The organism is Streptomyces sp. NBC_01520, assembly GCF_045040375.1.
Lineage (GTDB): Bacteria > Actinomycetota > Actinomycetes > Streptomycetales > Streptomycetaceae > Streptomyces.
Map to the genome: position 1 here is coordinate 808034 of NZ_CP109404.1, position 16373 is coordinate 824406.

Annotated in this window: 16 protein-coding genes; 7 read left to right on the forward strand and 9 right to left on the reverse strand. The window is 70.9% G+C overall.

The annotated features are described in order from the left end of the window. Positions 1-71: 71 nt before the first annotated feature. The 5 genes from OG524_RS03680 to OG524_RS03700 all read left to right on the forward strand — a co-directional run bounded on the left by OG524_RS03680 (position 72) and on the right by OG524_RS03700 (position 3469). The gene (locus OG524_RS03680; RefSeq protein ID WP_405809041.1) at positions 72-677 is read left to right on the forward strand and encodes a DUF5134 domain-containing protein; all 606 of its coding nucleotides are present in this window, start codon (positions 72-74) and stop codon (positions 675-677) included. Positions 678-764: 87 nt separating this feature from the next. Further along, positions 765-1700, forward strand: coding sequence for a M56 family metallopeptidase (locus OG524_RS03685; RefSeq protein ID WP_405809043.1), 936 nt, complete (start codon positions 765-767; stop codon positions 1698-1700). Positions 1701-1733: 33 nt separating this feature from the next. Then, entirely contained in the window at positions 1734-2432 is a 699-nt protein-coding gene (locus OG524_RS03690) for a phosphatase PAP2 family protein (protein WP_405809044.1), read from the forward strand. A gap of 30 nt (positions 2433-2462) precedes the next feature. Beyond that, the gene (locus OG524_RS03695) at positions 2463-3185 is read left to right on the forward strand and encodes an HAD family hydrolase (protein ID WP_405392378.1); all 723 of its coding nucleotides are present in this window, start codon (positions 2463-2465) and stop codon (positions 3183-3185) included. A 104-nt stretch (positions 3186-3289) separates the two neighbouring features. After that, positions 3290-3469 carry a hypothetical protein gene (locus OG524_RS03700; RefSeq protein WP_405392377.1) on the forward strand — a complete coding sequence of 60 codons (180 nt, stop codon included), beginning with the start codon at positions 3290-3292 and terminating at the stop codon, positions 3467-3469. Positions 3470-3697: 228 nt separating this feature from the next. On the opposite strand, the gene OG524_RS03705 is transcribed toward OG524_RS03700, so the two are convergent. Continuing rightward, a complete protein-coding gene (locus OG524_RS03705) occupies positions 3698-5188 on the reverse strand; it encodes an LVIVD repeat-containing protein (protein WP_405392376.1) in 1491 nt (496 codons plus the stop codon). Between the two features lie 157 nt (positions 5189-5345). Between OG524_RS03705 and OG524_RS03710 the strand changes: the two genes are divergently transcribed. Next, complete coding sequence (locus tag OG524_RS03710; protein ID WP_405392375.1) at positions 5346-6029, forward strand: DUF305 domain-containing protein; 684 nt, start codon at positions 5346-5348, stop codon at positions 6027-6029. An 88-nt stretch (positions 6030-6117) separates the two neighbouring features. Further along, positions 6118-7497 carry an FAD-dependent oxidoreductase gene (locus OG524_RS03715; protein WP_405392374.1) on the forward strand — a complete coding sequence of 460 codons (1380 nt, stop codon included), beginning with the start codon at positions 6118-6120 and terminating at the stop codon, positions 7495-7497. Positions 7498-7576: 79 nt separating this feature from the next. On the opposite strand, the gene OG524_RS03720 is transcribed toward OG524_RS03715, so the two are convergent. The 8 genes from OG524_RS03720 to OG524_RS03755 form a co-directional block, all read right to left on the reverse strand. Then, entirely contained in the window at positions 7577-7951 is a 375-nt protein-coding gene (locus OG524_RS03720; RefSeq protein ID WP_405392373.1) for an ArsR/SmtB family transcription factor, read from the reverse strand. 20 nt (positions 7952-7971) lie between these two features. Further along, entirely contained in the window at positions 7972-8709 is a 738-nt protein-coding gene (locus OG524_RS03725) for a class I SAM-dependent methyltransferase (RefSeq protein WP_405392372.1), read from the reverse strand. 29 nt (positions 8710-8738) lie between these two features. Beyond that, positions 8739-9845 carry an NADH:flavin oxidoreductase/NADH oxidase gene (locus OG524_RS03730; RefSeq protein ID WP_405809047.1) on the reverse strand — a complete coding sequence of 369 codons (1107 nt, stop codon included), beginning with the start codon at positions 9843-9845 and terminating at the stop codon, positions 8739-8741. Positions 9846-10004: 159 nt separating this feature from the next. Beyond that, positions 10005-10409: a hypothetical protein gene (locus tag OG524_RS03735; RefSeq protein ID WP_405812421.1), complete on the reverse strand. Its 405-nt coding sequence runs from the start codon at positions 10407-10409 to the stop codon at positions 10005-10007. Between the two features lie 253 nt (positions 10410-10662). Next, positions 10663-13065 (reverse strand): glycoside hydrolase family 3 N-terminal domain-containing protein, encoded by a 2403-nt coding sequence (locus tag OG524_RS03740; RefSeq protein WP_405392370.1) that lies wholly within the window; start codon positions 13063-13065, stop codon positions 10663-10665. Positions 13066-13117: 52 nt separating this feature from the next. Then, complete coding sequence (locus OG524_RS03745; RefSeq protein ID WP_405809050.1) at positions 13118-14014, reverse strand: carbohydrate ABC transporter permease; 897 nt, start codon at positions 14012-14014, stop codon at positions 13118-13120. A gap of 4 nt (positions 14015-14018) precedes the next feature. After that, the gene (locus OG524_RS03750; protein WP_405392368.1) at positions 14019-14945 is read right to left on the reverse strand and encodes a carbohydrate ABC transporter permease; all 927 of its coding nucleotides are present in this window, start codon (positions 14943-14945) and stop codon (positions 14019-14021) included. A gap of 2 nt (positions 14946-14947) precedes the next feature. Beyond that, the gene (locus OG524_RS03755) at positions 14948-16192 is read right to left on the reverse strand and encodes an extracellular solute-binding protein (protein ID WP_405393334.1); all 1245 of its coding nucleotides are present in this window, start codon (positions 16190-16192) and stop codon (positions 14948-14950) included. Between the last annotated feature and the right edge of the window lie 181 nt (positions 16193-16373).

Sequence of the window (16373 nt, forward strand, 5' to 3'; positions counted from 1 at the left end):
CTGGGCATCGTCTGGACGACACCGGATCGGCTGGACGACACCGGCGTCATCGCCGTAGGGGGAGGTGGGCTGTGCACGGACCGGCACTGTCCGGCTGGCTGCTGATGCTGCTGTGCGGGGTCACGGGGGCGTACTGCCTGCTGCGTGCGCGCAGCGGTCCGACGGGGGAACGCGGTGCGGCGCGCGCGGAGGCGGTGATGGGGTTCGGGATGGCCGCGATGGCGGTTCCCGCGGCCCTGTTCACACTGCCGGACCGGATGTGGGTGGTCTACGCGGTGGTGTTCGGGGGCGCGGCGGTGCGCGCGCTCGTCGGCGCGCGGCGCGGCGGGCACCATCTGCACCATCTGGTCGGTTCGCTGGCGATGGTCTACATGGCGGTGGCCATGGCACCGGGGGCGGGTCAGGGTGTTCACGGCGGCCACGGGGCACACACGACCCCGGGGGCGGCCGGGGGCATACCCCTGCTGACGGGAGTGCTGCTGGCCTACTTCGCGCTCTATGTGCTGCGCTCGGCGGGACGGCTGATACCGGCGGACGCCGTCGCCGCGGGCGGCGGTTCGGGCGGCGGGGCGTCCGCCGGGGTGCCCGGCATCGCCGGGGGCTCGCGGCCCGAGCTGGCGATGGCGTGCAGGCTGACCATGGGACTGGCCATGTTCGCGATGCTGCTCACCCTGTGAGACAGCGGGTCCGACAAACCGTGTCCTACGTCACTTGGGACGCACGGCCATACCCGTGGGTACCGCCGCACTCATAGGCTGACGGTCATGGTGGTCTCCCTCACGCTGCTGATGCTCGGTGCGCTGGCCGCTGTCCTGGCCCCGAGCCTGATGGCCAGGGCCCGGTGGCCGGAGCGTGAGCCGGTCGTGGCGCTGTGGGTCTGGCAGTGCGTGGTGGCGGCGGTGCTCCTGTCGTTCGGGCTGTCGATGACCTTCAGCGCGGCAGCGGCCTGGCAGGCGGTCCGCGGACATGTCTTCGCGCCCGCCCCGCACGCGGTGGTGGAGGCGTACGCCCTCGGCGCGTACGGACCGTGGTCGGCGGTCATCGCGGTGCTGCTCGCGCTCGGCGGCCTGTGGACCGCGGCCATGCTCGTACGGGAGGTCCGCCGGGCCCAGGTGCGCCGCAGGAAGCGGCGCACGGAACTGCTGGTCCGTTGCCCGCTGATGCCGGGCGAGGAGCCCGGCAGCGGTCGTCTCGTGGTGCTGGAGGGCGAGCGCCCGGACGCCTGGTGGCTGCCCGGGGCGGCGCCCCAACTGGTCATCACCACCGCGGCGCTGGGCAGACTGAAAGGCCGTCAGCTGGATGCCGTGCTCGCCCATGAACAGGGGCACGCGCAGGCGCGCCACGACTGGCTCCTGCACTGCTCGGGTGCGCTCGCGACCGGATTCCCGCAGATTCCGGTGTTCGCGGCGTTCCGCGACGAGATGCACCGGCTGGTCGAGCTGGCCGCGGACGATGTGGCGTCACGGCGCTTCGGACGCCTCACCATCGCGCTCGCCCTGGTCGAACTCAACGAGGACCGCGGGGTGTTCGGCCCCTGCCCGACCCCGGACGCCCAGGTGCCGCTCCGGGTGAACCGCCTGCTCGCCCCGGGAGACCGCCTCACCGCGGGCCGTCGGCTGCGGCTGACGGCGGCTGCGGCCCTGGTGCCGGTCGTGCCGTTGCTGGTGGCGTTCGTGCCGGGGCTCAGCGCCCTGGGATAGCTGAATGCGCGGACCGTCCGCGAGGATCACCCCATGCACTCCCCTACACTCCCCCCACCCACCAGGTCCTCCTTGCTGGGCGCGGGCCTCGTCTGCGCGTTCCTGTCAATCGTCCTGCTCGTCATGGTCGCGGTGCGCTGGTCGCCCCTGATGTCGCTGGACACCACGGTGGCCGAGGCACTGCACCGCAGAGCGGTGACGGAACCCGGGCTGGTCCACGTCAACCGGGTGCTGACGGACTGGGTGTGGGACCCGTGGACGATGCGCATCCTGATCGCCGTGGCCGTCATCGCGCTGTGGCGGCACGGTGCGCGCCTGCTCGCCGCTTGGGTGGCCCTGGTCAGCGCGCTCTCCGTCCTCGTGCAGCAGGGGCTGAAGGCCGCCGTGGGCCGGGAGCGTCCGCAGTGGCCCGACCCGGTGGACTCGGCGAACTACGCGGCCTTCCCGTCGGGCCACGCGATGACCGCAATGGTGAGCTGCGGTCTCCTGCTGTGGCTGCTGCGCCTGTACAGCGCGAAGTCCCCCTGGTGGTGGGCGGCGCTGACCCTGGCCGTTGTCTCCGTGGTTGGCGTATCCGTCACGCGGGTCTACCTGGGAGTGCACTGGCCGACCGATGTGCTGGGCGGGCTGCTGCTGGGCGCGGCCGTGGTCGCGTTCGCCGTCGTCGGATACGGCGTGCTCGCCGGGTACGCCGCGCGCCGGGCGGCCGGTGGCTCGGGTGCGCCCTTGTAGGGCGGCCCCCGGAGCGGCGACGATCGGCCCATGCAGATCAAGGGTGTGCTCTTCGACTTCTCCGGAACCCTCTTCCGTATCGAGCCCGTCGGTTCCTGGCTGCGTGCGGTGCTCGACGCACGGGGCACGATGGTGGAAGAGGATGATTTCGAACGGTATGTACGACAGCTGACCTTCGCCGGTGCGCTTCCCGGCGGTCCGAACCCCCAGCGGATCCCGCCGCGGCTCGCCTCCGTGTGGGCCGCCCGCGACAGGACCGCCGAGCAGCACCGGGAGGCGTACACCGGCCTGGCCCGTGAGGTGCCCCTTCCCGACCCGGAGCTGTACGACGCCCTGTACGAGCGCCACAGGAGCCCCGAAGCCTGGCAGCCGTACCCCGATGCGGCGGAGGTGCTGCGGGGGCTGCGCGACAACGGGATCGCGGTGGGAGTCGTGAGCAACATCGGGTGGGACCTGCGGCCCGTCTTCCGGGCACACGGCCTGGACGAGCTGGTCGACGCGTACGTCCTGTCCTACGAGCACGGCATCCAGAAGCCGGACCCGCGCCTGTTCGAGGCCGCCTGCACGCTGCTGGGGCTCGACCCTTCGGACGCCGTCATGGTCGGCGACGACCGCCGCGCCGACGGGGGCGCGGCCGCAGTGGGCTGCGAGGTGCGTTTCGTGGACCACCTGCCTGTGACGGAACGCACGGACGGGCTCAGGGCGCTCGATCTGGTGACACTCGCACGGCAGGGGGCACGCGACGGTTCGTGAGGCGGTTCGTGAGGCGGTTCGTGAAGGATTCCGGGAGGTGGTGTGAGAGATATCCCTGTCTCCCGATGGGGTACAAGGCTCGACCGGGGCCTAGCCTTGTACCCATGTCCCCCTACCCGAACACATCTGTTTCCGCGCGTCCTGCCTCCGTGGTCAACGAAGCGATTCGTGACCTGTGGCAGCGCTCGGACGGGATGCTGTCCCCGGACGACGAGCGGGAGTACCAGCGCCTGCTGATGGAGTGGGCCGCCGCGGCCGGCACGAGCGTGCGTCCGGCCGCCTGAGCGGGTGCGGACACGTCCCCCGCCCGAGCGGGTGCGGACGGCTCCGGTCCGCCGCGCTCACGTGCTGGTCCCCCCTGATTCCGGCGATCCCCCGCGTCGCCGGAATCAGGGGGTACAGCATCTCCCCATGCGGCTCACCGGTCAATGAATTAAGCGTGCCCCGCCAAGTTGAGACACCCGGCGGGGCACTGCTTTCCCGTACGCGGGGAACGGGGGCGCCCGGGTGGGTCAGCGGTCGAAGTAGTCCGGCTGCGTCTGCACGTTGAGCTCCTTCAGCCGCACCTTCTTCGCCGGGTCCGTGCGCCGGTCGTCGAGCTTCAGGACGTCGAAGCCCTTGGCGATGTCGTTGGAGTAGATGTAACCGTTGTAGTAGTAGGCCGACCACGGGCCGGCCGTGGTGACCGCCTCCGTGGAGACCGGACCGCGCTCGAAGAACGCGATCTCCTTCGGCTTCGAGGAGTTGGTGAAGTCCCACACGGAGACCCCGCCCTGGTACCAGGCCTGGACCATCAGGTCGCGGCCCTTGACCGGGATGATCGAGCCGTTGTGCGCGACACAGACCTCGGTGTCGGCCTGCGGACGGTCGATCTTGAAGTAGTTGCGGAAGACCAGCTTGCGGTGGTCGCCCCGGCCGGTGATGTCGTAGATGCCGTCGGCACCCCGGTTCGGGCCGATCTCGTCGTTGCAGGTGGCCGCTCCGCCGCCGCCGAGCTCATCGGTGAAGACGACCTTGTCGGCCCCCTGGTTGAAGGTCGCGGAGTGCCAGAACGCGAAGTTCACGTTGTCCTGGACCCGGTCGATGATCTTCGGGTTCTCCGGGTCCTCGATGGAGAACAGCAGACCGTCGCCCATGCACGCCCCTGCCGCCAGGTCCTTCGAGGGCAGCACCGTGATGTCGTGGCAGCCGGTGGTCTTGGAGACGCCCGGGTTGGTCGGCGCACCGGGGTTGCCGCCGTCCGGGAAGAGCACCGGGAAGTTGACGATCCGGGACTTCTCCGGTGCACCGCGCGGCACCTTGATGACCGAGATCCCGTCGTGCGGCGGCTGGCAGTCGGGGAACGTCTCGTTCGGCGAGTACGAGGAGACGTACACGTAGACGCTCTTGCTCTCGGGAACGATCGTATGGGTGTGCGAACCGCACGCGGTCTCGACTGCGGCGACGTACTTCGGGTTGCGCTTGTCGCTGATGTCGAAGACCTTCATGCCCTCCCAGGAGGACTTCTCCGTGGCGGGCTGCGTGGTGCTGGCACAGGAGTTGTCACTGCGCGAGGAGTCGGTGGACAGGAAGAGCAGGTCTCCCGAGACGGAGATGTCGTTCTGCGAGCCGGGGCACAGGACCTGTGCGACGGTCCTGGGATTCTTCGGGTTGCTGACGTCGAAGATCCGGAAGCCGTTGTAGTTGCCGGCGTAGGCGTACTCCCCCTGGAAGGCCAGATCCGTGTTGGGCCCCGCGAGCGCGTCCTTGGGGACGTTGGCGAGGTGCGCGATGTTGTCGCTGTGGACGATCTCGTCCACGCCGGGTATCTCACCGCTCTTGATGGCGGCTTCGGCCTCGGCCTGCTGACTCACGGAGATGCCGCTGCGGTTGGCAGCGGTGTCACCGGGATCGGGGGTCGCGGCCGCGGGTCCGGCCGTCAGCAGAGTGGCGATGAGCCCGGCTGCGGCTGCCGCCACACCCAGACGTCTGCGCCGCACTCTGGTGGTGTGCAACGAGGTCACTGCGTCCTCCCTTGTGTCCGTCCGCAGAGAAACGGTTCGTGGACCCCGGCAGTATCGTCCCTCGCATGTACACACCAACAGATGGCAACAGAGACGTAATAAAGGTTTTTGATCATTGCCTGGTGGAAGCTGTTAGGACGGTCTGCAACACATCCAAGTGACACAGGAGGTAGCCGTGCTGATTCCCCGTCGGTCCACGCACACCCGCGCGACAGCTCTCACGGCGACGCTCGCGGCTGCCGCACTCGCCCTGAGTGCCTGCGATTCGGGTGACGGCGGGAAGAGCGACGCGGCGGACAAGGACCTCACGGTGGTGGCGCCGGGGAAGCCGGGGGAACCGGCCACGACGATGTCGGCCGAGGACGCGGTGAAGGCCGCCGCCGGGAACGACAGACCCAACTCCGCGGACTTCCGCTACACCAGGATGATGATCGAGCACCACGAACAGGCCCTGGTCCTCACCGGACTTGTCCCCGACCGGGCGTCCTCCACCCCCGTCAAACGGCTCGCGGAGCGCATATCGGCGGGCCAGAAGCCGGAGATCGCCGCCATGGAGGGCTGGCTGACGAACAACGACGCGGACGCGCGCGAGGAGACGCACGACCACTCCACGATGCCCGGGATGGCGACCGACGCCCAGCTGAAGAAACTGCGCGCGGCCCGGGGGAAGGCGTTCGACACGCTGTTCCTGGAGCTGATGATCACCCACCACCAGGGTGCGGTCACCATGGCGACGGAGGCCCTCGCGGACGGCAACAACGTGCTGGTGGAGGAGATGGCCAACGACGTCGTCGCCCAGCAGACCGTCGAGATCGACCGGATGCGCGGGCTGATGTCCTGACCCGCCCCGGGAACCGTGCCCGCGCCGCACCTCCCCGGTTCCGTACGGCGGTGCCATGCTGGAGGCACCCTGCGGGAAGAGGTGCGTCGTGCTCCGTGTCGCAGTCGTCGGTTCGGGTCCCAGCGGGGTCTACACGGCCCAGGCCCTGCTGCAACAGTCGCGGGTGCCGGATGTGCGGGTGCATGTGCTGGACCGGCTGCCCACGCCCTACGGCCTGGTGCGCTACGGCGTGGCGCCCGACCACGAGAAGATCAAGTCGCTCCAGGGCAGTCTCCGGGCGGTTCTGGAGGACGACCGGATCACCTTCGTGGGGCATGTCGAGGTGGGCGGCCCGGCCGGGCTTTCACCCGCCCGGCTGAAGGAGCTCTATCACGCGGTGGTCTACTGCGTCGGCGCCGCGGCGGACCGCCGGCTCTCCGTCCCCGGGGAGGACCTGCCGGGCAGTTTCTCGGCCACCCAGTTCGTCTCCTGGTACAGCGCCCATCCGGACGCGGCGGCCGACGGATTCGCACTGCGGGCCGGGTCGGCCGTGGTCGTCGGGGTCGGCAACGTGGCGGTCGACGTCGCCCGGATCCTCGCGCGCGGAGCGGCCGAGCTGTGTTCCACCGATGTGCCGCGGGCCGCGCTGGACGCGCTCGGGACGAGCCGGGTGCGTGAGGTGCACATCGTGGGCAGGCGCGGTCCCTCGCAGGCCAGGTTCACCACCAGGGAACTGCGCGAGCTCGGTGCGCTGCCGGGGGCCGGGATCGTCGTGGACGGCTCGGAACTCGCCCTCGACCCGGCCTGCGCGACCCCTGCCGGCGGGCCCGGTACGCCGCCGCTGCCCGCCGCGATCCGGCGCAATCTGGAGGTGCTGCACGACTGGTCGCGGAATCCACCGCCCGCAGCGCACCACGGGGAGCGCCGCATCAGGCTGCGGTTCTTCCTGCGCCCGGTCGAGCTGCTGGAGCGGGGCGGCCGGGTCGCCGGGGTCCGGTTCGCACGGACGGCTCCGGACGGTTCCGGTGGCGTGCGGGACACCGGCGCGTACGAGGACATCGAGGCGCAGCTCGTCCTGCGGGCCGTGGGGTATCGGGGAACACCGCTGCCCGGGCTGCCCTTCGACACCGCGCGGGGCACCGTGCCGCATCTCGCCGGCCGGGTACTCAGGGACGGCGTGGCGTCCCCCGGGGAGTACGTCGCCGGGTGGATCAAGCGTGGCCCGACCGGGGTGATCGGTTCGAACAGGTCGTGCGCCAAGGAGACGGTCGCCTCCCTGGTCGAGGACGCCGCACAGCTCGTGCGCAGGGAGGTGGCCGCCGATCCGCTGGGCGCCCTGCGGGATTCGGGACTGCGGCCGGTGGAGTGGGACGGCTGGCTGTCGATCGAGCGTGCGGAGGCGGAGCTGGGGCACTCGCTGGGCCGTGGCCGTGTGAAGATCCCGGACTGGTCCGGCCTGCTCGGCGCGGCCCGGGGCGAGGGCTCCTGACCGATGAGCCGGGGAGACGCCGGGGAATCGCCGGTCCTCGCCCCGGGCGCTGCACCCGGTCCTCGCCCAGTCGCTCCGCTCAGTCCTCGCCCAGCCGCTTCGCCTGGAGGTCCGCCGCACCGAGGACGCTGCTCAGCAGTCCGGGGAAGAGGGCGTCCAGGTCCTCTGTCCGCAGGGCGCTCAGCTTGGCGGTACCCCGGTAGGTCTGCTGGATGACACCGCTCTCGCGCAGCACCCGGAAGTGGTGCGTGGTGGTCGACTTGGACACCGGGAGCTCGAAGCGTGAGCAGGCCAGCTCGTCCGCCGCCACCGCCAGCTGGCACACGATCCGCAGCCTCATCGGGTCGGAGAGGGCATGGAGCACTCCCTCGACGCGGATGTCGTCGCGCGAGGGATGGGCGAGCGCGCGGGCGTTCGTCGTCACGGTGGCTCCACTTCGTCCAGGAGTACCCATGGTACGAGATCTGTCGTAATTCAACGACGGGTGGCGACGACCAGACGGGCGCGAGGGCTGCCGTCGGGCCGGCGGCCGAGCTCCTCCAGGGGCAGCAGCCGCACCTCGAACCCGGTGCGCACGAGGTCGTCCACCACTTCGGGCAGCGGGAACGTGCGGTAGTACATGACGAATCGGGGACGCCACAGGGCGTTGCGCACCCGCATGGCCGCGTCGAAGCCGAACAGTGACCAGTAGGCCCGGGAACCCAACGCGGGCGGCGCGCCGACCGGGAAGACGAACGTGCCGCCCGGCCGCAGCGAGGCGTGCACCCCGGCGAAGAGCCCGGGCCGTTCCCGTGGCAGGAAGTGACCGAACGCGCCGAGGCTCAGAGCAAGGTCGAAGGCCGGCGCGAAGGGCAGCGCCCGGGCGTCGGCCCGCACCCAGCCCACCGACGGGCCCCCGGCGTGCCCCGTCTGCTCGGCGTGCCCGGCCTGTGCCACGGTGAGCATGCCCGCGCTGAAGTCGACCCCGGTGACCTGCTCGTCGCACAGCCTGCGCAGGACACCGACGCCCGCGCCGGTGCCGCAGCAGACGTCGAGCCCTCGCGCGAACGGACCGAGCGGCCGCACGGCCCGTTCGACGGCGTCGAGCACCCGGTCCGGGGTCCGGTAGGGCGTCCGGTCGAACTTCGGGGCGAGCAGGTCGTATCCGCGCATCGTCGAGGAGAGTGCCTGGACGGCCAGTTCGCGGAGGGTGGGGCCCTGTGGAGTGAACATCGCGGCACAGCGTACCGACAGACGTGGTGTCAGACCGCCCAGCCGTACTGTTCGGGCACCGTCACGTCGCCGCCCAGCGCGCGCGAGGCACCGCGGGCGAAGTAGGGGTCGCGGAGCAGTTCCCGGCCGAGCAGGACCGCGTCCGCGCTGCCGTCGGCGACGATCTTCTCGGCCTGCACGGGGTCGGTGATCAGCCCGACGGCGGCCACCGGGAGGCCCGTCTCGGTCCGCACCCGCTCGGCGAAAGGCACCTGGTAGCCCGGACCCACGGGAATCCGGGCCCGGGGGGCGAGCCCGCCGGTCGAGACGTCCAGCAGGTCGACGCCGTGCGCCCGCAGTTCGTACGCGAGGCGGACGGTGTCGTCGGCGGTCCAGCCCTCGCGCCCGTCGTCCGCGTTCTCGGTCAGCCAGTCGGTGGCGGATACGCGGAAGAACAGCGGGAGCTCCTCGGGCCACACGGCCCGCACCGCGTCGACGACCTCCAGGGCGAAACGGGTGCGGTTCTCGAAGGAGCCGCCGTACTCGTCGGTGCGGTGGTTGGTGTGCGGGGAGAGGAACTCCCCGATCAGGTAGCCGTGCGCGCCGTGGATCTCGGCGACGCGGAATCCGGCCGCGAGCGCCCGGCGGGCGGCGTCCGCGAACTGCGCGACGACCTGCTGGATCTCCTCGGTGGTCAGCTCGTCGGGCACCGGGTGGCCCTCGTCGTACGCGACAGGGCTCGGGGCGACCGGCTGCCAGCCCTCTCCGCCCGGGGTTCCGGCGTCGACGGGGCCGCCACCGCGCCAGGGGCGGTCGGTCGATCCTTTGCGTCCGGCGTGGGCGAGCTGGATGCCCGGAACGGTTCCCTGGCCTGCCAGGAAGGCGGTGATACGGCGGAACGCCTCCACCTGCCGGTCGTTCCAGATGCCGAGGTCGGCGGGGCTGATCCTGCCCTCGGGGCTGACGGCGGTGGCCTCCACCAGGATCAGGCCCGTACCGCCCGCCGCACGGGCGGCGTAGTGGGTGAAGTGCCAGTCGTTGGCCGTGCCCGCGTCCTGGCCGGACACCTCCGCGCTGTACTGGCACATGGGAGCCATCCAGATGCGGTTGGGGACGGTCAGCGAGCGCAGGACGTAGGGCTCGAAGAGTGCACTCACGGGAGGCTCCGCTTTCTCGGGGAACAGACAGGCAGGGGCCGCCGACGGTCCGGACACGGCGGACCACCGACTCGTACGAGATTCACCGTACTACGAGAATGGCCGTAGTACGAGAATGGCCGTACTAAGCCGACCCCAGGCCCCCCTGAAGCCGCCCCCTCACCTTCCCGGCCGCCGCCTGCGCCGGAGCCTGATGTCGGTCTCGGCCGCGTAGACCTGGCTCCAGCTGCGTCCGCCGCCGGAGGTCCACGTCACCTGCACGTCGGCCCCGTCCGGCCGGACGGCCTCGACCGTCATGAGCCGGTCGCCGTCCCTGACGTCACCGCGGAGCAGTTCGCGCGCCTTGACGGTGACGGGATCGCCCGACCGCGCGTTCTCCGCCTCCTCGGCGGCCCCGAGGAGCGCCGCGGCCAGTTCCCGGGCTGCCGCCGGGGAGCTGGACCAGGAGCCGCTCACCGTCGGGCCCTCGATCAGGATCGCGACCCTGACGGGGCCCTCGGCCGGGCCGGGGGTCACCGCCAGCGTCGCACCGCGCCCGTCGGTGTCCTCGACCTCGATGCTCATCCGTGTCGCCTCCTCGTCCCGCCCCGGTCTGCTCAGCCGGAGACTCTCCGGCGGGCCCGGACAGCTGGGCTTGAGGCCGCCGGTGTCCACCACGAGGTTCTGCAGCACCACCGCGTGGTCGACCACTCAGAATTTGAGCACATGCGTGCCGGCCCGCCGGCGGGCACCACGGGTGCCGGGCGGCCTTCGAAAGTTTCGGAAGGGCCCCAGCGCACCCCCGCAGGGGTGCGCTGGGCGAACCGCCCCCGGCCCGTCAGAGGGCTGCGGGCACCGGTTCCGTCGAGGTCGCGCAGACCAGGCGGCGCCGGTGGTCGACGGTGCGTTCCGGGCCGGTGAGGCGCAGCCGTACCGTGTGCCGGACATCGGCGGGATCACTGGAGGCGGCGAAGCGCAGCTCCAGGTCGCCGGGTTCGACGATCCGGTGCCCGCCGATCCCGGTGAACGAGACCAGGTCCGCGTGGAAGGCGAAGCGGACCCGCCGGGACTCGCCCGCGGCGAGCGGCACCCTGACGTAGCCGATCAGCCGCGACTCCGGGCGGGTGGTCTGGGCGACCGGGTCGTGGACGTAGAGCTGCACCACCTCGGCCCCCTCCCGGTCACCGGTGTTCGTCACCGTGATCTCCAGGTCGGCGGCGCCGTCGGTGGGCAGGTCGGCCGGGACCCCGCTGCCGGGTTCCCAGGCGAACGAGGTGTACGAGAGCCCGTGGCCGAACGGGTAGAGCGGGGTCGGATCGAGATTGCTGACCCCGTTGGCCCGGCCCAGCGGCGGCTGCAGATACGTCCACGGCTGCCCGCCCGGACCGTGGGGGACTCCGACGGGCAGTCGCCCGGAGGGGTTGACCCGCCCGGAGAGCACACCCGCCAGCGCCGGGCCGCCCTCCTCGCCGGGGAAGAACGCCTGCACACACCCAGCCAGCCGGTCCGCCCGGCCGCCGAGCGCGTACGTGCGTCCCGTCAGCAGCACCAGGACGACCGGGGTGCCCGTCGCCAGCAGTGCGTCGAGCAGCTCGTCCTGCAGACCGGGCAGCGACAGGTCGGCCGCGTCGCAGCCCTCCCCCGAGGTGCCGCGGCCGAACAGCCCGGCCCGGTCGCCGAGCACGGCCACACAGACGTCGGCGCCCGCCGCCAGTTCGGCGGCCTCCCGGATCCCGGAGGCATCCGCACCGTCCACGTCGCATCCCCGGGCGAAGTCGACACCCGCGCCCGGGAATTCCTCGCGCAGCGACTCCAGCACCGTCGGGACGGCGATGCCCATCGGCACCTCGGGGTGGGAGACGCCGACGTGGCTGGGGAAGGAGTAGCAGCCGAGCATGGCCAGCGGGTCGTCGGCGCGGGGGCCGACGACCGCGATCCGGCCGGTCCCGGACAGCGGCAGCGCGTCGCCGGGGTTGGCCAGCAGGACGCAGGACCGCTCGGCCAGGAGCCGGGCCAGGGCCCGGTTCCGGGGCGGGTCCAGGTCCACGGCGCCGCGGGCCGCCTCCGGCTCCATCCCGTCGGGCACGCCGGGCAGCGGGGGCCGGTGCGGATCGAGCAGGCCCAACTCGCACTTCTGCAGCAGGACACGGTGCAGGGCGCGGTCCACCAGTTCCTCGGCCACGGCTCCGTCGCGTACGGCGGCGACGAGTGCGTCGCCGTAGCTGCGCACGGTGGGCAGCTCGACGTCGACCCCGGCGGTGAGCGCGAGGCGGGCGGCGTCGGCGCGGTCCGCGGCGACCTTGTGCAGGGTCTCCAGGAAGCCGATGCCGAAGTAGTCCGCGACGACCGTGCCGGTGAATCCCCAGGTGTCCCTGAGGAGTCCGGTGAGCAGGGCCGGGTCGGCAGCGGCCGGGACCCCGTCGATCTCGGCGTACGAGTGCATCACCGAACGGGCGCCGCCGTCGCGGATGGCCATCTCGAACGGCGGGAGGATCACATCGGCCATCTCCCGGGCGCCGGCCCGGACCGGGGAGAGGTTGCGCGCGCCGGCCGACGCGGAGTAGCCCGCGAAGTGCTTGAGCGTGGCGACGATCCCGGCGGACTCCAGGCCCCGGACATAGGCCGTTCCGATGGTGGCGACCAGGTAGGGGTCCTCTCCGATGGTCTCCTCGACCCGGCCCCAGCGCAGGTCCCGGACCACGTCCAGGACGGGGGCGAGCCCTTGGTGGACGCCGACCGACCGCATGTCGCCGCCGATCCGGTGCGCCATCTCGGCGACCAGATCCGGGTCCCAGGCGGCGCCCCAGGCGAGCGGGACGGGGTACGCGGTGGCGCCCCACGCGGTGAAGCCGGCCAGGCACTCCTCGTGGGCGAGGGCCGGGATCCCGAATCTGCCCGCCTCGGCGATCCTGGCCTGGGCCCGGGCGAGCGCGACGGCGCCGACACCCGGGTCCACCGGCGCGGTGCCGAACGGCCGGGTGAGCTGGCCGAGTCCGCGGGTCGTGAGTTCCTCGAAGTCGACGGGGTCGACCATGTCGTTCTGGTGCGGTGCGACTCCGTCGCCGTCGGCGTCGGCGCCCACCCAGACGCCGTACAGCTGCGCGGCCTTCTCCTCGAGCGTCATCCGGGCCGCCAGATCGGCCACCCGCTCCTCGGGGGTGAGTGACGGGTCGCGCCACGGGCCGTCTGCGGCGGGGGCCGGATCGGCCTGTCGGGCGTGCGGGACGGGGGTCATAGCCATGGCGGCAGGGGTTCCTCTCGTGAGTGCGGTGGTCCGGGGCGGCAGGGGTGTCCTATTTGCCGCCCACCCCCATCAGTCCGTTGACCAGCGCCCGCCGGGCCACGAGGTACACGGCGAAGATGGGGACGACGGAGAGGACGATCGCGGCCAGCACGGCGGGGATGTTCACTCCGAACTGGGTCATGAAGTTGAACAGCCCCAGCGTCAGGACGCGGTTCTCCTCCGACTGCGTGAGGATCAGCGGGAAGAGGAAGCCGTTCCACGCCTGGAGCGCGGAGAAGATGGCCACCGTGCTGATCCCGGCCTTGGACAGCGGCACCGCGAGCTGCCAGAGCATCCGGAAGGGTGAGGCCCCGTCGAGGGACATCGCCTCGTACATCTCCTCGGAGACGTCACGCATGGTGCCGCTGAGCACCAGGACCGCGACGGGCATCGAGAAGGCAGCGGTGGGCAGGATGATCGCGTACAGGGTGTCGTACAGGCCCATCTTTCCGATCAGCAGGTACAGCGGCACGATCACCGCCTGCGCCGGGATCGCCACGCCGAGCAGGAAGGTCCGGAAGGCGAGCGACGAGAGGCGGCTGCGGGTGCGCACCGCCACGTACGCCACCGGGACGGAGAGCACCAGCACGATGGCGACCGTGGCCACCGCGACGATCGCGGTGTTGCCGAGCAGCGCGAGGAAGCCGCTGTCCAGCACGGTGTCGTAGTTGTCGAGCGTCGGATCCGTCGGGAGGGCCAGCGGGTCGCCGTTCAGCGCCTCGTCCTGGCGCATCACCGATGCGGAGACCAGCGTGTAGAGCGGCACCAGGACGAGGACGAGCCAGACCAGGGAGCCCAGGCCGGCCAGCGGGTTGCCCCGCCTCCTGCGACGGCGGGCCGGGGCCGGGCGGCGCGGGGCCACGGGAGATGCGTGCTGCGGTGCAGCGGGGCGGGTGTCGGTCGACATCTCGTCACATACCTTCCCGGGTGGACCGCATGGATCCGAAGCCGCTGAAGCGGACCAGGATCAGCGACAGACCGGTGGCCACGACGACGAGGGCGGTGGCGATGGCGGCCGCGTAGCCGAGGTCGTAGGTCTGGAAGCCGGTCCGGTACATCAGATAGGGCAGGATCGTCGTGTCCGTGCCGGGACCGCCCTTGGTCATGATGAGCACGGTGTCGAAGTACGTGAGCGAGCCGACGATCATCAGGACCGACGAGGTCGTCATGGTGTGGCGCAGCTGCGGCAGGGTGATGTGGAAGAACTGCCGCACCATGCCCGCGCCGTCGATCGACGCCGCCTGGTGGAGGACTTCCGGGATCTGCCGGGCACCGCCCTGGTAGATCAGCGTGTGGAAGGGCATGAACTGCCAGCCGCCGACGAACGCCACCATGAGGAGGGCGCCGGTGGACGAGCCCATGACGTTGGGGTCGATGCCGATCCAGGGGCCGATCTCCTTGATCACCCCGAAGTTGGGGTCGAGGAGGGCGTGGAAGAGCATGGCGATCGCGGTCGTGGAGAGCAGCAGCGGGATGAAGAAGATCGCCGACAGCACGGCCCGGCTGCGCTGGCGGCCCGCCGCCCAGACGCCCAGCAGCAGGGCCACCGGGGTCTGGAAGGCCCAGCTGATCGTGGTGAGCAGGAGGCTCAGCCAGGCGGCCTGGCCGAATTCGGGGTCCTTGAACAGCCGGGTCCAGTTGTCCAGGCCTGTCGGGGTCGGGGAGTTGAGCCCGTCCCATTCGCAGAAGGAGAGGTAGACGGCGATCGCCAGGGGGACAATCGCGAAGACGGCGAAGAAGAGGATGCCGGGCACGGCCCAGCCGACCGGGGGGCGGCCGACGTTGCCGACGGCCGCCTTCCTGTCTCCGCGCCTCTTCGCGGGAGTGTGGTGGGACATCGTTACCTTGTGGCCTTCATCGCTTCGACGAACTTCTCGGGAGTCGTCGTGCCGGCGAACAGCTTGCTGATTTCGGTGAGCAGCGGGGTGGCGTACTGGGCCTCCAGCGCCTGGTCCCACGAGAGGGTGAAGCTCGGGGCCTTCCGGACCATCTGGTACTGGTCGTTCGCGAACTCGGGATTGGGCGAACTGCTCAGCATCGAGGCCGCGTTGGAGGTGGTGGGGATGTCACCGTTGTCGACGACGGCCTGTGCGTAGGTCTTCGACGCCATCGTCTTCAGGAACGCGATGGCGGTGTCCTTGTGCTTGGTGCGGGCGTTGACGGACCAGTAGTTGGTCGGGTTGCCCACCACGTTCGCCGGGTCGCCCACTCCGCCCGCCACCGTCGGGAACACGGTCCAGCCGAGGTCCTTCTCGGCGAATTCGGGTGCCTTGCCCAGCTGGGTCGAGTACTCCCACGAGCCCATGAGGTGCATGGCGGCCTTGCCCTTGTTCAGCAGGGTCGGGGCTCCGCCGTTGCCGTAGTCGACCGAGTTGAAGTTCCTGCCGAACGCGCCGTCGTCGATCAGTTCCTTGACGGTCTGCGCCGTCTTGAGCACCGCGGGGTCGCCCCAGCCGTCGGTGTCGCCGTTCTGGATCTTCCGGAAGACCTCGGGTCCGCCGATCCGGTCCAGCAGGTACTCCATCCACATCAGCTCGGGCCACTTGTCGGCCCCGCCCAGGGCGAAGGGGATGATGCCCGCGGCCTTGAAGGTGGTGATGGCCTTCTGGAGGTCCTCCCACGTCTTGGGGACCTGGAGCTTGTGCTCGGCGAACAGGGACTTGTTGTAGAAGAGCATCACGGGCTGCATGCCGCGCATCGGCACCCCGTAGATCTTCCCGTCGAGACTGCCCGCGGTCATGATCGACGGCAGGAAGCCGTCCTTGAGCGTGGCGTCGTTCTTGACGGTCGAGGTGAGGTCGACCAGGTCCTTCGAGTCGACGTACGGCTTGATGGAACCGCCGCCCCAGTTGAAGAAGATGTCCGGGGCGCTGGGCGAGCCCATGGAGCTGCGCAGCTTGTTCACGTAGTCGGTGCCGGGTACCGACACCAGCTTGACCTTGACGTCGGAGGTCTTGTTGAAGGAATCGACCGCCGCCTGCTGAACCTTGACCGCGTCGTCGCCGTAGACGTAGGCGGTGATCGTTCCGTCTCCCCCGCCGCTGTCTCCGGACCCGCAGCCGGCCAGCAGACCGGCCATGGCCATCGCCGCGCCGGCCGCGACCCATCTCGTCGTACGTGTGCCTGAAGTGAAAATGCCCGACCGCATGACCGCACCTCTGTCGAATGTTTCGGTGTGTCGTTCGAATGTTGCCGGAACCGTACGGTCGTGTTTCGAGCCCGTCAAGAGGGTGGGAGCAAGGATTTCCGAACTGCGCCCGCCCGTC

Bases quoted from the DNA above. Each gene is read 5' to 3' on its own strand.
- OG524_RS03685 (WP_405809043.1), top strand. From the start codon at position 765: ATGGTGGTCTCCCTCACGCTGCTGATGCTCGGTGCGCTGGCCGCTGTC.
- OG524_RS03690 (WP_405809044.1), top strand. From the start codon at position 1,734: ATGCACTCCCCTACACTCCCCCCACCCACCAGGTCCTCCTTGCTGGGC.
- OG524_RS03695 (WP_405392378.1), top strand. From the start codon at position 2,463: ATGCAGATCAAGGGTGTGCTCTTCGACTTCTCCGGAACCCTCTTCCGT.
- OG524_RS03700 (WP_405392377.1), top strand. From the start codon at position 3,290: ATGTCCCCCTACCCGAACACATCTGTTTCCGCGCGTCCTGCCTCCGTG.
- OG524_RS03720 (WP_405392373.1), bottom strand. From the start codon at position 7,951: ATGGGTACTCCTGGACGAAGTGGAGCCACCGTGACGACGAACGCCCGC.
- OG524_RS03725 (WP_405392372.1), bottom strand. From the start codon at position 8,709: ATGTTCACTCCACAGGGCCCCACCCTCCGCGAACTGGCCGTCCAGGCA.
- OG524_RS03735 (WP_405812421.1), bottom strand. From the start codon at position 10,409: ATGAGCATCGAGGTCGAGGACACCGACGGGCGCGGTGCGACGCTGGCG.
- OG524_RS03740 (WP_405392370.1), bottom strand. From the start codon at position 13,065: ATGGCTATGACCCCCGTCCCGCACGCCCGACAGGCCGATCCGGCCCCC.
- OG524_RS03745 (WP_405809050.1), bottom strand. From the start codon at position 14,014: ATGTCGACCGACACCCGCCCCGCTGCACCGCAGCACGCATCTCCCGTG.
- OG524_RS03750 (WP_405392368.1), bottom strand. From the start codon at position 14,945: ATGTCCCACCACACTCCCGCGAAGAGGCGCGGAGACAGGAAGGCGGCC.
- OG524_RS03755 (WP_405393334.1), bottom strand. From the start codon at position 16,192: ATGGCCATGGCCGGTCTGCTGGCCGGCTGCGGGTCCGGAGACAGCGGC.